Genomic DNA, 13975 nt, shown 5'->3' with positions numbered 1-13975 from the left:
CGTGGCGACCCTCGTGGGTCGCGCCCCTCGACGACCCTAGCCGCGGGCCAGGGCTTCCACCGTCTCGGCCCGCAGGCCGTCCGGCAGGGCGATGAGGGCCCCGTGGACCGGGTCCGGGCGGTTGTAGGGCGTGGGACGGCCTGACAGGTCGCTCACCGAACCGCCGGCCTCGCGCAGGAGCAGGTCGGCGCCCGCCAGATCCCAGTCGCGGGCGTCCGACGACACCAGTCCGACATCAATGGAGCCGTCGGCCACCCGCGCGACGCGTAGGGCCAGGGATGGCACGCGCTCGACCACGACGAAATCCGGCTTCACTCCGCCCTGGGTCGCGCCGCGTGCGAGGCGCTCCATCATCGGTTTCGGGCCCGTCACGCGCGCGCCCGCGAGGGCCGCCTGCGCGGAGGCGCGGAGGGGCGCGCCGTCGCGGGTCGCCCCGAAGCCCGCCGCCGCCTCGTAGAAATGTCCGCTCACGGGCGCATGGACGAAGCCGAGCACCGGCTGGCCGCCGGCCAGAAGCGCCACGGAAATCGACCAGTCCGGGTGCCCGGTGAGGAAGGCCCGGGTGCCGTCGATGGGATCGACGATCCAGACGAGGTCGGCCTTGAGGCGCAGCGCGTCGTCGGCCGTCTCCTCGGAGAGCCACGCCGCCGCCGGCAGCAGAGCGCTCAGGCGGATCTTCAGGAACGTATCGACGGCGACATCCGCCTCGGTCACCGGCGAGCCCCCGGCCTTCGACCAGATCCGCGCGCCCGTCTGCTCGCCCGCCCGGAAGAACGGAAGCGCGAGGCCGGCCGCCTCGCGGATCGCGTCGCGCAGGGCCGGCACGAGGGCGTGCACCTCGTCCCGGACTTCGACGGGTCCTCGGGCGTGGGCCGCATCCGGTCCACCCGTGGCGGGTGGTACGCTCGTATCGGGCATGCGACTCCTGTCGGATCGGGGTTCTGGCGAAAAAGGCGTTGGGGACGGAGCAGGGAGGATGCCACGCGGCAGGCCGATGCGCCGTCCCGTCCGTTGTAGGGTGCCGGGTCGGCCGCCACAAGGATTGCTGCGCAGAGGTCGATACGCTTGGATCTCGGATATCGCGGCAAGGAACCGTTGAGCATTCTTGGCATCAAGCCCGCGTCCATATTCGCTTAACGCTCACTCTTAAGGTCGCTGGAGGAGGTTAGACGCAATTCTGCTTGTCATAGACGGGCGGTCCAGCAGAGGCCGTTGCCAGCAACAGGGTCACCGGGCCATGAACACTTTCGCAAGCACGAACACTTTCGCAAGCATGAACACCGTCGCCAACCTGAACCACGCCGCCGACGCCGCCACCGTTCAGGCCCTGCCCGCCTTCGTCGCCGCCCGTCTGCCGGTGATCGGCCGCACCGGTGCGCTTGCGCCCACCGGCGTCGCCCTGGCCTTCTCGGAGGACGCCAGCGACACCTGCGGCGAGGATCGCTTCGATCTCCTCCTCGTCGGCGCGGACAGTGCCGTCATCGGTCGCCTCGGCCCGTTCTGCGAGGACGAGGTGGTGGCCCTGTGGCGGGATGTTGCCGGCAAGTCCGGCCTGGCCCGGATGATCGTGAAGGAGGACGGCAGCCTCGCCGCCGTGTCGCGTCAGATCGGCCCCGTGGCGCTGGGCCTGACCCGCACCCGCCGCCGCCACGGCCTGCTCTCCGGCCGCCGCCCGCGCTTCCTCGTGCGTCGCAAGACCGGCTCGCTGCCGGTGCGCCCGCTGATCCATCGCGGCGAGAGCGAGATCGCCTGCGGGGGCGTCTGCTGAACCTTATCCCGTCCAGGCCCGCAGGCCCGCGTCGAGCGCTAGACCGGCGAACAGGATCAGGCCCGCATCGCGGTTCGATCGAAACAGCATGAGGGCGCCGCGCCCGTTTCCCGCTTCCAGGCGCCGGATCTGCCATCCGAGATGGGCGGCGAACCCGGCGACGCCGAGGAACCCCACGGGGCCGGCCCCCGCCCGCCAGGCGGCGACCCCGACGAAACCCGCGGCGGCGGCGTAGCAGGCACCGATGGCCGGCTTCAGACGCGGTCCGAAGGTGCGGGCCGAGGAGCGGATGCCCGCGATGGCGTCGTCCTCGATGTCCTGTACCGCGTAGATCGTGTCGTACCCCACCACCCACGCGATGGTGCCGGCGTAGAGCAGCCAGGCTGGGGCATCGAGACGGCCGAACACCGCCACCCACCCCATCAGCGCGCCCCACGCGAAGGCGAGGCCGAGGACGAGCTGGGGCATCGGCATCACCCGCTTCATGAACGGATAGATCGCCACCGGCAGGAGCGACGCGATGCCGACCAGGACGGCGTCGGCGTTGAACTGCAGCAGCACCGCCAGGCCGACGAGGGTCTGGAGACCGAGGAACGCCGCCGCGTGCCGGGCCCGAACCTGGCCGGAGGGAAGGGGGCGCGAGCGGGTGCGCTCCACCTGCGCGTCGAGGTCGCGGTCGGCGATGTCGTTGTAGGTCGAGCCCGCGCCGCGCATGGCCACGGCGCCCACGAGGAACAGGACGAGGTGGAGCGGGTTCGGAGCCGTGCCCGCGGCGAGGCCGGCCAGGGCCGCCGACCACCAGCACGGCAGCAGCAGCAGCCACCAGCCGATGGGGCGATCGATGCGGGCGAGGCGCAGGTAGGGGCGCGTCCGCCGCGGCGCCCAGCGGTCGACCCAATGCCCGGCGACGGCATCGGCGACGGGGTGTTCTTCGGATGGGGGGGAGCGGGTCACGCGCATGCGGGACCGGGGGTGCTGGGAACGCCAATCATCCCGCGGCGTATGGCGGGCAATGCCCCGACGAGACAAGTCGCCGGGCAAGTCGCCAGGAAAGGCGCCGGGACTGCGCGATCAGAGTGCGCCCTGGGGCATCTTCATCGCACCGGTGAGGCCCGGGCCGCCGAGGAGACCGCCGCCACCGCCGCCGTTCTGGGCCTGGGCGCGGCCCTGGGCTTCCATTTTGGCGGCCTGGGCGGCGATGCCGCAGATCTTGGTGCGGATGCCGCCGACCTTGAGATGGTCGGCCTTGAAGCCTTCCGCGAACGAATCGGGGATCGAGCACCACTCCTTGTTGGCGGTGATCCACTTCATCCCCTCGGAGCCGTTGTTCTGGAGCTTGCCGAACAACGCGCAGGCTTCCTGCGGGGTCATCTTCTTCTTCGAGTTCGAGGCGGAGTTCGCCTTGGCCACGAGGTCCTTGCGGGCCTGCAGGGTCTTCTGGATCTCGCCGCACTCGACGGCCTGCGCGAAGGCGGTCTGCGAAGCCAGCACGGAGCCGGCCAGCACGGAGCCGGCGAGGACGACGGCGACCGTCGCGATATGCTTGAACGACATGCTCTGACTTCCCTTAAAGTCTCCCCGACGCCCCGGCGGGAGCTCTGCCCCTGACCGCCGGCGCGATGGCCCGATCCGCTGCGGGGACGCGATGCGTCCCGCGCGATTCGAAACCCCGAAAGGCGTTTCGCCATAGGAATGTGGCGTCTTTCGAGTCGCAAACCGCGCCGGCCGTTCGGCCGTGGGCAAAGCGCACAAAGTCGGCCCGCGTGGCTCTTTGGCCACAGGCGGCGCGTTGACAGGCTTCGAGCGCCACGCGACCACCCCCGCATGGCCGCCTACGATTTCACCGCCCCCCGCCTTCACGTCGAGGCCAGCCTCGCGCCGGACGCGGTCCTGCCCCTCGACCGGGCGCAGGCGAACTATCTGCTCAACGTCCTGCGCCGGGGGCCGGAGGACCCGGTGCTCTTGTTCAACGGACGCGACGGCGAGTGGCGGGCCACCCTGGCGCAATCCGGCCGCAAGAGCGCCGACCTCGTGGTGCGGGAGCGGACCCGTGGCCAGACGCCGCGCTCCGACCTGCACTACCTGTTCGCGCCCCTGAAGAGCGCGCGCCTCGACTACCTCGCCCAGAAGGCGGTGGAGATGGGGGCCGGCACCATCCGGCCCGTCTTCACGCAGCGTACGCAAGGGGAAAAGCTGAACGCCGAGCGCCTGCGCGCCAACGCCGTCGAGGCGGCGGAGCAGTGCGGCATCCTTAGCCTGCCGGACCTTCCCCCGGCCGTGCGCCTGCCCCAGGCCCTCGCCGACCTCGCGCCCGAGCGCCTGCTCGTGTTCTGCGACGAGGACGCGCCCCTGTCCGATCCCATCGCGGCCCTGCGCGGGGCAGCCGACCCGGGCGCGCCCCCGCCACTCGCCGTGCTGGTCGGGCCGGAGGGCGGGTTCGCGCCGGACGAGCGCGCGCTCATCGCGGGCCGGCCCAACACCGTTGCCCTGTCCCTCGGACCCCGCATCCTGCGGGCCGATACGGCCGCCGTCGCGGTGCTCGCCCTGGTGCAGTCGGTGCTGGGGGACACACGCTGACGCCGCGCGCCGTCGCGCGCGTTGTTCGCGCCGCGGGCGTGGATTAAGGAGGCGGCATCCCGACGGGGCGCAACCGACCCCAGGTCGACCGGCCTTTCATCCGACCCTATTCACCACGAGGCCAGCGCATGGCGCGCGATACGTCCGACACGACGCCGCTGACGACGCGGGATGAACTGATCGCGTGGTTCGCCGAGGGCGAGAAGCCGCCCGCGCGCTTCGCCATCGGCACCGAGCACGAGAAGGTCCCGTTCTACCGCGACGGCAACCGCCCGGTCCCCTACGCCGGGGATTCCGGTATCCGCGCCCTTCTCGAAGGCCTCGCGCGCGAGACCGGCTGGGAGGCCATCGAGGATGCGGGCCATCTCATCGGTCTCGCAGGCCAGGAGGGCGGCGCCATCTCCCTGGAGCCGGGCGGGCAGTTCGAGCTCTCCGGCGCGCCGCTGGCCGACGTGCACGCCACGGAATCCGAGTTGCGCACGCACCTCGAGGCCGCCAAGCGCGTGGCCGACCCCCTCGGCATCGGCTTCCTCGACCTCGGGATGAGTCCAAAGTGGACTCGCGAGGAAACGCCCGTGATGCCGAAGAGCCGGTACAAGATCATGGCCGGCTACATGCCGAAGGTCGGGACGCTCGGCCTCGACATGATGCTGCGCACGGCCACCGTGCAGGTGAATCTCGACTTCGCGTCGGAGGCCGACATGGTCGCCAAGATGCGCGTCGCCCTGGCGCTCCAGCCCGTCGCCACCGCGCTCTTCGCCAATTCGCCCTTCACCGACGGACGGCCCAACGGCTTCCTGTCGCGCCGCTCGGAGATCTGGCGCGACACCGATCCCGACCGAACCGGCATGCTGCCCCGCGCCTTCGCCCCGGGCTTCGGCTACGAGGCCTATGTCGACTGGCTCCTCGACATGCCGATGTACTTCGTCAAGCGCGGCGAGACCTATCACGACGTCTCCGGCGCCTCGTTCCGCGACCTGATGGCGGGCCGGCTCGCGGCCCTGCCGGGCGAGCGCGCCACGGTGTCGGACTGGGCCAACCACGCCTCGACGGCCTTTCCCGAGGTGCGCCTGAAGCGCTTCCTCGAGATGCGCGGCGCCGATGTCGGCGGCCCGGCGATGATCGCCGCCCAGGCGGCGTTCTGGGTCGGCCTGCTCTACGACGATGCGGCGCTGGCCGCCGCCTGGGACATCGCCAAGGGCTGGAGCGACTGCGATCGCGAATGCCTGCGCGCCACGGTGCCGCGCCTCGGCCTCGCCGCCCGCATCGGCGGACGGCCCCTCGGCGCGGTCGCGGCGGAAGCCCTGGCGGTGGCCCGCTCGGGGCTCGCCGCCCGGGGGCGCCGCGACGCCCAGGGGCAGGACGAGACCCGCCACCTCCAGCCCCTGGAGGCCATCGTCGCCGCCGGGCGCTCGCGGGCCGAGGGCTACCTCGCGGATTACGAGGGCCGGTGGCAGCGCTCCGTCGAGCCGGCCTTCACCGAGTGCGTTTTCTAGGGAATCTGACGCGGATCCGATCGCGCCGATTGTGAAAGGCTTGACTGTGTTCGTTCGGGAACGGTTCAGGCACGATGCCGTTCATAGGGATATCTGATCGCAAGCCGGAGACGTTCCGCATGTCGCGCATCCTGTCCCTCGCCCTCGCGGGCACCACCGCCCTCGGTTTGTCGGCGGGCTCCTTCACCTCCGCCCAGGCGGCCCCGTTCCCGGCCCTCAACGCCGGCCAGATCGCCGGTGAGCGTGCCGGCGTCGAGAGCGTGCGTTGGCGCGGCGGCTACGGCGGTGGCTATTACGGCGCCGGCTACGGCCGGGGTTACGGCCGTGGCTATTACGGCGGTTACCGTCGCGGCCCCGGCATCGGCGGCGCCCTCGCGGCCGGTGCGGCCCTCGGCATCATCGGCGGCGCCATCGCGGCGAGCCAGGCCCCGCGCTACGGCTACTACGACCGGGGCTATGTCGGTGCCGGTTACGGCTACGGCGCCCCCGCGTATGGCTACGGGTACGGTGCCCCCGCCTACGGCTACGCCGCGCCGGCCTACAGCTACGGCTACCCGGCTTACGGCTACGGCTACTGAGGGCGGCGGCCGGCCCGGCGATGAACGCCGGGCCTCCATCCCGACATCACCCGTCGACGGCTCCCGGGCCGCGACGGGTTTTTTCATGGCGTGAGAGCTAATGCCCGCTGAACCGTCCGATCCTGTCGAACTCGACCTGTCGGGCCTGAAATGTCCGCTGCCGGTGCTGCGCACCCGCAAGGCCCTGCGGCGCCTGCCCCCCGGTGCCGTCCTGGCGGTCCTGAGCACGGACCCCCTGGCGGCCATCGACATCCCGCATCTCGTGCGGAGCGAGGGCGACGCGCTGCTGGACCAGGAGCGCCGCGACGGCGCGATTCGATTCACGATCCGGCGCGGCCCGGACTGAGGCCGCCTCATTCGTGCGCCAACGCACTGCTAAGGCCCGCGCGTCGGCCGTCCCGCATCGGACGGCGCGTGAGGAAAGAGCATGGCGCCTGTCATCCGTGGCACTCGGATCCTGCATGACGGCTGGAGCCGGTTTCTCGTCGCCGAGGTGACGATGCCGGACGGAACGCGTCTCGCCCGTGAGATCGAGGATCATGGCCGCGCCGTCGCCGTGCTGCCCTACGATCCGGTGCGCGGCGTGGCGCTCCTCGTCGAGCAGTTCCGGCCCGCGGCCCTCTACGCGGCCGGGACCGAATCCCTCTTCGAGGTTCCGGCCGGCCTCCTCGACGAGGCCGATCCGGAGGAGGGCGCGCGGCGGGAGGCCTACGAGGAGGTCGGCGTGCGCCTCGGGACCCTGGAACGCATCGCCTGCGGCTGGAGCATGCCGGGCATCTCCACGGAGCAGATGGACCTGTTCCTCGCCCCCTACGGCGCCGACGACCGCTCCGGTCCGGGCGGCGGCCTCGACGCCGAGCACGAGAACATCACGGTGCACGAGATGGATCTCGCCAGCCTCAGCGCCATGAGCGACCGGGGCGAGATCACCGACATCAAAACCCTGCTCCTCGTCTACGCCCTGCGCCTGCGCCATCCCGACCTGTTCGCGGCAGCCTGAGGGGGCCTTCCGGCGCGGCGCCGGTCCCTGAGCGGGTCCACGTCGGCAAGCCAACGTGAACCTGCTTAGCTCTCTGATCTGTCGCGGGATTTCGACGCAGAGCCGGTGACCACTCTTGCGAAACCCGCTCAGGCGTCGACGGCGCGGAAACTCCGGGCGCCGACGGGTGCGGCGGGGCTGCGATCCATCGCGTCACGGCGGTCGCGGCTGGCGCCCCGCAGCAGGGCGAGGCCGGCCCCGAGGGCGAGGCCGAGCGCCAGGGCGACGGGCAGGATCACCTTGGGCGAGGGCGGCCAGCTCCGCAGGCGCGCCGGGGTCGCGGCCGAGATCACCCGGACGTTGGAGCTGTTGAGGCGCTCCTGCTCCGAGGTTTCCCGTGCCCGCTTGAGGAAGGTCTCGTAGACGGCGCGCCGTGAGTCGAGCTCGCGCTCCAACTCGCGCAGGCCCACGTTGGCGCGGTCGTTCCCGGAGGTCTCCACCTTGGCCCGGTCGAGGCTCTTGCGCACGGCGGCTTCGGTGGCGGCGGCCCGGTCGTAATCCTTCTGCGAGGTGTCGATGATCCGCTCCTTCTCGCGCTGGATCATGCGTTGGAGATCGCGTTGCTGGGCGAATTGCTCGGCCATGGCCGGGTGGCGCTCGCCCAGCCGCGTCGCGAGTTCGGCGGTGTTGCGGGACAGGCTGGCGTAGGATTGCCGCAGGTTCTGCATCTCGGTGGATTGCAGCATCTCCGGCAGGGAGGTGCCGGCCTCGCCCGCCCGCATCCGCCTGGCTTGGTCGAGGCGCGACTGGGCTTCGGCGGTGCGGATCGTGGCGGTGACGAGCTGCTGGTTGAGGTCGCTGAGCTGCTGGTCGCTCAGAAGACGGCCGCTGGTGGTGACGAGCTTGTTCGCCTCCCGGTACCTCACCACCTTGCCCTCGGCCTCCTCCACCCCGCGCCGCAGGCTGGTGAGGCGGCCCGAGAGGGCGTCCGAGGCCCGCCGCGCCGCGTCCATCCGCGCCCGGGCCTCCTCGGCGAAGTAGGCGTCGCCGATGGCGTTGGCGATGCGCGCCGATTTCTCCGGGTCGAGGGTCTGCACGTAGACGTCGATGACGAAGGTCCGTTCCGCCCGGCGCACGCCGAGCTTCGTCCGCAGGGTGTCGAGGGCGATGTTGACCGGGTCGCGGCTCGCCGGCGGCGGATCGAGGCCGAGGAGTTGCTTGACGCCGATGACGACGGGGTTCGTCGAAGGGGTCCGGACGAATTCGTCGTCGGTGGCGAGCTTGAGGCGTTCCACCACCCGGCCCAGGACGCTGTCCGACTGGATCACCCGCGCCTGGCTCTCGGCGATGGAGACGCCGCTGTCGGCCTGCGGCGACCGGGTGGTGAGGTCGTTGGCGATGACGGAGAGATCGGTCGGATCGACGAGGATCTGCAGGACCGAGGTGTAGGCCGGCTTCAGCAGACCGAGGCCCGCGACCGCGAGGGCGACGGCGATCACGCCGGCGAGCACGATGAGGCCGACGCCCCGCCGGAGCCGGCGCAGGATGGCGGCGGGCTCGGGCGCCGAGGACGGGCGCTCCATCGCGATCGGTTCTCCGCGTATCGTAGTCCCGAAGTCGAACATCGTCCCGTCTCCCGACTGTCCCGCTTCCGGGGTGTCGCCCCGCCCTCGCTCCGCTTCATCCGGGGAACGACCGTACCGATTTGGCACAGGCGCTCCCGTCGTCGACGTGGATGCGGGGTGGTTCAGCAGCGGGCGTGCCAGCCCGCACCGTCCCGGTTTCGCGTCGTCCCGGCTTCGCGTCGGCCGAACCGGAACGGGTGAGCGTCGCCTCGCGGACGGGCCTCACGGAGCCGTCCGCGGCACCGGCAAACCCTACGAACCCCCCGGTGTAGAAGACGCTATCGCGACGCCGACCTCCACGGAGATTCCTGTGGGGAACCTCGATGACAGGGGGGTATGATTACCGAACTCTGCCCGAATCCCGCATGCGACCCCGTGGCTCTGTCCGGCCGAGGCGCGCAGGCGACCCCTCAGGAGGCCGGAACGACGCCGTCCGGCGCGTCCGCGTAGGCCGCCGTCCCCCGGTCGAGGAAACCGCGGAAACGCGCCGCGTCGGCGGCCGCGAGACCGTTCCAGCGGGCCACGTTGGCCCGCGACGCCCGCGCCGCCTCGGGCAGCCGCGTCCGCGCCCAGGCGGCGATGCGGGCGGCCGTGCCCTCCGGGTCGTCCGGCGCGACGAACAGAGCGGAGTCTCCCAGCACCTCGGAGAACACCGCTCCCTCGGGGGCGACCACGGGCAACCCGCCGTGCTGGACCTCGAGGAGGGGCAGCCCGAGGCCCTCGGCCTTCGAGGTGGACAGGAGAAGGTGACAGCTCTCGGCGAGGCGGCGCAGGCCGGCATCGTCGACGTAGCCGTGCAGGGTGAGGAAGGCGGGCGGTGCGTCGAGGAAGGCGTGGCGGCCCCAGCCGACCCGGCCGACCACGTGCAGTTCCGTGCGGATGCCGGCGGCATTCAGGGCCGCCACGATGGCGAGGGCGGCCGGATAATCCTTGCGCGGTTCGATGGTGCCGATGGCGAGGATGCGCAGGGGTAGGGCCGGATCGTAGGCCGCCGTCCGCGCCAGATCAGCGAGGCCGAAGACGTCGCGTACCCCCGGCCGAAGCAGCGCCACGAGGGCGTCGCGCCGGCACACGTCCCGCACCGCCAGCCCGGTGGTGCGTGAATTGACGAGGAAGCGGCGTCCGAACCGCATGGCGAAGGCGAAGCTCGGTGCCATGTAGAGCCGGCTCTTCCAGCTCAGGTCCTCCGGCCGGGTCAGCAGGAAGGTGTCGTGGACGTAGGTGACGCAGCGGGTGCCGAAGGCGATGCTCAGGGGGCTCGGCGGGAAGCCGGGGAAGACGAACAGCGCCGAGCGGTCGGCGAGCGCCCGTGCCGGCAGGCCGAGATGCTGGGCCAGCATCATCCCGGGTACACCGCCGCTGCGCACGGAATGGACCTCGTGCGGGGCGAGGTTCGCGGCCGAGAACAGGTCGAGGGCGACCCGCTCGATCCCGGTGACGTGGCCGCGCAGGTTGCTCAGGTCGAGATAGACCCGGCGCGGCGCCGGCGTCGCCGTCAGGGCGAGGGCCGCACTCATCGCGCGCGCCGCGAGGGGCTGGCGAGAAGACTGCCGACGTACAGGACCCGGCGAATCCAAAGCGGCAGGTCCCGCCCGAAGACGGCGCGCTTGGCCCGGCGCAGGAGGCGGATCGGGGCGGGGGAGGGGCCCGGCACGGTCCCGGTCTCGCCCGGATGACGCACCCGCGCGAAGGCGAACCGGCCGAGCATGGCCGGCGCAAAGCGCAGGCGCCCGTCGGCGGGCGCCGGGATCAGGCCCTGTGCGACGAGGACGTCGTTGAACCGCAGGGCGGCGGCGGCATGGCTGAACCGGCTCTCGAAGGCGATCCGCGCCTGCGCGCCGAGGCGCCGGCGCCGGGCTTCGTCGGCGATGAGACCGGCGAGGGCGGCCGCGAGGGCGCCGGGCTCCTGCGGGACGAGGACGCCCGAGACGCCGTCGATCACCGCGCTGGTGAGTCCGGAGGCCCGGTAGGCGACGGTGGGAAGTCCGCACAGCCCCGCCTCCACAGGGGTCTGTCCCAGGGTCTCGTTGAGGCTGGCGGTGAGGTAGATGTCGCAGGCGCCGTACCACGCCGCCAGACCGGCCTCGTCGCCGACGGGACCGGCGGCGAACAGGTCGGGCAGGCCGAGGGCGTCCGGATCGTCGAGGCGTCCCACGGCGACGAAGCCGACACCCGGCCGCGCGACGCGGCGCAGGGTGGCGACGAGGTCGGCGAACCCCTTGCCGGGGGCGTCGGCGATGACGGCGGCGAACATCACCAGCACGCCGTCGACGGGCAGGCCGAGGCGTCGGCGCAGAGCCGTGCGGTCGCCGGGCCGGAAGGCCCCCGTGGGAAACGCGAGGTCGATCCGGGCCACGGCGGTGCCGGCGGGCGCGTTGGCACGGGTGTACTCGTGGGTCCAGGCCGAGTTGGTCAGGAGCAGGGGGCCGCCGGGACCGGCGAGGTACGCCCGCTTTTCGGCATGGACGCCCGCGATCCGGGACGGTGCGAGGTAGGGGTACTGCGTCGGGGTCGGGCAGCCCGCGTCGCAGCCCGTGGCGAGGCGGGTGCAGTCGCACGGGAAGGCGCAGCGCCCGGTGATGGGGAACAGGTCGTGCATCACGACGGCGACGGGAAGGTGTGCGGCGAGGCGCGCGAGGAGCCCGAGCCGGCGCGTCGCGCCGTGGATGTTGCCGACGAGGAGGAGATCGTGGCCCCCGTCCCGGATCGCCGCCTCGGTGCGGGGGAAACGGTCCTGCCACTCGGCTCTCGCCGGCACGGCCTCGTCGAACAGCCGCAGGCCCGTCACCCGATGCCCCGACAGCGCGAGGGCTTCGGCGAGGCGGCGATGGGCGATGCCCGCCCCGCCGCCGGCGCCCTGGTCGGTCAGGGCCGCGATGGCGAGGCCGGCGGGGTGCGGGGGTGGGACGTGACCCTCCGGCGCGCGCTGGAGCAGGACCGGGCGCCCGACCCGCGCCAGCCGCAGCCCCGCGAGGCGTGGCCACAACGCGCCGACCGGAGACGGATCGGCGAGGTCGAGGCCGCCGGCCGCGTGGATCGCCGCCCGCGACAGCAGGCATTCGCCGCCTGTGAAGGGGCCGAGGCGTCCGGCCGGAACCCGGCCGTCGAGGGGGCCGGGCGCCTGCGCGACCGCATCGAGGCCCAGAACCGTTTCGCCGAACACCACCCGCAGGCCGGTGACGACGTCCGCCGCCGCGAGGGACGCCTCCAGGGCGAGGGACGTGAGGGCGCCCGGCGCCAGGAGGTCCCCCGCCCGCAGGACGAGGACGAAATCCACGGACGGATCGGACAGCAGGGCGGCGACGCGGGCCGTTGCCTCGGGTCCGGGCGGGACGTGATGGTGCTGGAGCGGCCGGTAATCCTGGCCCGCCACGGAGGCGTCCGTGCCGGCGAGGCCGGGCGTGCCGGGGGGCGACGGCGTGAGGATGTGCAGATTCGGCCAGGGCCGTCCGTCCGGAAGGGTCGCCGGAACGGCTCCGTCCTTGGCTCGTGGCCCGAAGGGCCACCCGGCGACGCCATGGCCATCGTGTTCGCGCATGACGACGGTCACGTCCGTGATGGGGTGCCGCCGAGACCTCGACACGCCGAACCAGCCCCAGCCTTTAGCCGAGGGTGGGAGGAATTCATGAAGAATTGCTTGTGCTCTCTGAGCCGGGAAGACCGCTCTCCCGGGGAGAGCTGGTCGGAGTGGCAGGATTTGAACCTGCGACCCCCACGTCCCGAACGTGGTGCGCTACCAGACTGCGCTACACTCCGAAGGCCGGCGCGCTGCGCCGACGAGCGGACCTATAGCGAGGCCGACGGCGGCCTGCAAGCGGATCGTTGCCCGGCTGCGCGCTTTCTTCGATGCGCCGACGGTCAGATGCCGATCCGGTCGGCCCAGTCGGGCGACAGGGCCGCCAGGGCGATCGCCGCCCGGGGAATCGCGAGGGCCACGGCGCCGACCGTGCCCGGTGCGGGCGCGAGGGTGGCCAGGGTCCAGGCGGAGGCCGGCCCATCCGCATCGTCGACCTCCAGCAGGGCCGCAGGGGCGGGTGGGACTGCGACGGCGAACCCGTTCAGTGGCCGCGACAGGCCCGCCCCCACCGCCTTCACGAAGGCTTCCTTGGACGTCCAGCAGGCATAGAACGCGGCCTCCCCGTCGGATCCATGGGCTTCGAGGGCAGCGACCTCGCGGGGATGGAAATGGGCGCGGGCGATCCGCAGGGCATCGGGAATCGGCCGCGGCACCTCGATGTCGACCCCGATCCGCCCCGTGGGCGAAAGGGCCACGAGGGCGTGCTCGCCCGAATGGGACAGGTTGACGTCGAGGCGTCCAGCCTGCGCACCGGCGAGGCTCGGCCGTCCGAACGCGGAGACCGAGAAGGACAGGGTTCGCGCCTCCGCCTCCAGGGCGCCCGCCAGGAGGAGGCGCAGGGCCGCGTGGCTCGCGATGAAGCGATCCCGGTCGCGGGCCTGCAGGAACCGGTCGGCGCGGAGCGTCTCGTCGCGGTCGAGGAGGGCGAGGCAGGCGGCGCGGCGTGCGGCGTCGAGGCGAAGGCCTGCATGCCAGACGATGGCGCCCCCGGGCCAACCGGGCTCACGGACTGGCCAATTCGAGACCGGCCAATCCGAGACCGGGAATGCGCTTCCGGGAGGACCCGTCACCGCCCGCGCGAGACGGGAAGTCGTCGTGGCGTGTCGCGACGGCTCACGGCAACGAGGATCAGCAGATACCCGATCTCCACCACGGCGAGGGCGCCCACGAACAGGCCGATCGCGGCCTGCACCGACAGGCGGTGGTGAAGGGAGACCAGCAGCACCGCCGAGGCCGAGAGGGCGATCAGGGTCGGCAGGACCATGATCGATTTCCAGGGGAGGGGGTCTCGGTCGTTCATCGGCTCGATCACACTTCCGTGCGCGAGCGTAACGCGACCGCCGCGGGTAGCGAAAGATGCCGGATCGATAAAATT

At 72.2% G+C, this 13975-nt stretch carries 14 protein-coding genes and 1 tRNA gene; 6 read left to right on the top strand and 9 right to left on the bottom strand.

Annotated features, from left to right (window positions below; genetic code table 11):
* Positions 1 to 36: 36 nt before the first annotated feature.
* Entirely contained in the window at positions 37 to 918 is an 882-nt protein-coding gene (locus tag ASF25_RS01375; protein ID WP_082478733.1) for a 3'(2'),5'-bisphosphate nucleotidase CysQ, read from the bottom strand.
* A gap of 355 nt (positions 919 to 1273) precedes the next feature.
* Here ASF25_RS01375 and ASF25_RS01370 point away from each other — a divergent pair, with 355 nt between their 5' ends.
* Positions 1274 to 1768, top strand: coding sequence for a DUF6101 family protein (locus ASF25_RS01370; protein WP_056166776.1), 495 nt, complete (start codon positions 1274 to 1276; stop codon positions 1766 to 1768).
* 3 nt (positions 1769 to 1771) lie between these two features.
* On the opposite strand, the gene ubiA is transcribed toward ASF25_RS01370, so the two are convergent.
* On the bottom strand, positions 1772 to 2722 hold the full coding sequence (gene ubiA, locus ASF25_RS01365; protein WP_244472857.1) for a 4-hydroxybenzoate octaprenyltransferase: 951 nt from the start codon (positions 2720 to 2722) through the stop codon (positions 1772 to 1774).
* Between the two features lie 117 nt (positions 2723 to 2839).
* Positions 2840 to 3322 (bottom strand): hypothetical protein, encoded by a 483-nt coding sequence (locus tag ASF25_RS01360; RefSeq protein WP_244472856.1) that lies wholly within the window; start codon positions 3320 to 3322, stop codon positions 2840 to 2842.
* A 270-nt stretch (positions 3323 to 3592) separates the two neighbouring features.
* On the opposite strand from ASF25_RS01360, the gene ASF25_RS01355 reads away from it, so the two are divergent.
* The 5 genes from ASF25_RS01355 to ASF25_RS01335 all read left to right on the top strand — a co-directional run bounded on the left by ASF25_RS01355 (position 3593) and on the right by ASF25_RS01335 (position 7419).
* Positions 3593 to 4345, top strand: a complete 753-nt coding sequence (locus ASF25_RS01355) for a 16S rRNA (uracil(1498)-N(3))-methyltransferase (protein ID WP_056302803.1) — start codon at positions 3593 to 3595, stop codon at positions 4343 to 4345.
* Positions 4346 to 4473: 128 nt separating this feature from the next.
* The gene (locus tag ASF25_RS01350; RefSeq protein ID WP_056166784.1) at positions 4474 to 5841 is read left to right on the top strand and encodes a glutamate--cysteine ligase; all 1368 of its coding nucleotides are present in this window, start codon (positions 4474 to 4476) and stop codon (positions 5839 to 5841) included.
* 119 nt (positions 5842 to 5960) lie between these two features.
* Positions 5961 to 6419, top strand: a complete 459-nt coding sequence (locus tag ASF25_RS01345) for a hypothetical protein (protein ID WP_056302801.1) — start codon at positions 5961 to 5963, stop codon at positions 6417 to 6419.
* Between the two features lie 100 nt (positions 6420 to 6519).
* A complete protein-coding gene (locus tag ASF25_RS01340; RefSeq protein WP_056302799.1) occupies positions 6520 to 6765 on the top strand; it encodes a sulfurtransferase TusA family protein in 246 nt (81 codons plus the stop codon).
* Positions 6766 to 6846: 81 nt separating this feature from the next.
* Positions 6847 to 7419 (top strand): NUDIX hydrolase, encoded by a 573-nt coding sequence (locus ASF25_RS01335; protein WP_056302797.1) that lies wholly within the window; start codon positions 6847 to 6849, stop codon positions 7417 to 7419.
* A 128-nt stretch (positions 7420 to 7547) separates the two neighbouring features.
* Here ASF25_RS01335 and ASF25_RS01330 read toward each other — a convergent pair whose 3' ends face one another.
* From ASF25_RS01330 to ASF25_RS01305, 6 genes are all read right to left on the bottom strand, one after another.
* Positions 7548 to 8981 (bottom strand): GumC family protein, encoded by a 1434-nt coding sequence (locus tag ASF25_RS01330; RefSeq protein WP_244472855.1) that lies wholly within the window; start codon positions 8979 to 8981, stop codon positions 7548 to 7550.
* A gap of 452 nt (positions 8982 to 9433) precedes the next feature.
* Positions 9434 to 10540, bottom strand: a complete 1107-nt coding sequence (locus tag ASF25_RS01325) for a glycosyltransferase (RefSeq protein WP_056302793.1) — start codon at positions 10538 to 10540, stop codon at positions 9434 to 9436.
* Positions 10537 to 12561 (bottom strand): glycosyltransferase, encoded by a 2025-nt coding sequence (locus ASF25_RS01320; protein ID WP_056303149.1) that lies wholly within the window; start codon positions 12559 to 12561, stop codon positions 10537 to 10539. Before ASF25_RS01320 ends, ASF25_RS01325 begins: the two co-directional genes overlap by 4 nt.
* Before the next feature lie 141 nt (positions 12562 to 12702).
* Positions 12703 to 12779, bottom strand: a tRNA-Pro gene (locus ASF25_RS01315).
* Positions 12780 to 12881: 102 nt separating this feature from the next.
* A complete protein-coding gene (locus ASF25_RS01310) occupies positions 12882 to 13670 on the bottom strand; it encodes a 4'-phosphopantetheinyl transferase superfamily protein (RefSeq protein WP_056302791.1) in 789 nt (262 codons plus the stop codon).
* A complete protein-coding gene (locus ASF25_RS01305; RefSeq protein ID WP_156368810.1) occupies positions 13667 to 13864 on the bottom strand; it encodes a hypothetical protein in 198 nt (65 codons plus the stop codon). The genes ASF25_RS01310 and ASF25_RS01305 overlap by 4 nt, the downstream gene beginning before the upstream one ends.
* Between the last annotated feature and the right edge of the window lie 111 nt (positions 13865 to 13975).

The sequence above is a fragment of the Methylobacterium sp. Leaf100 genome (assembly GCF_001422845.1).
In the GTDB taxonomy this organism is placed as follows: domain Bacteria; phylum Pseudomonadota; class Alphaproteobacteria; order Rhizobiales; family Beijerinckiaceae; genus Methylobacterium.
Note: the sequence above shows the minus strand (reverse complement) of the source record. Positions and strands in the feature narration are given on the sequence as shown.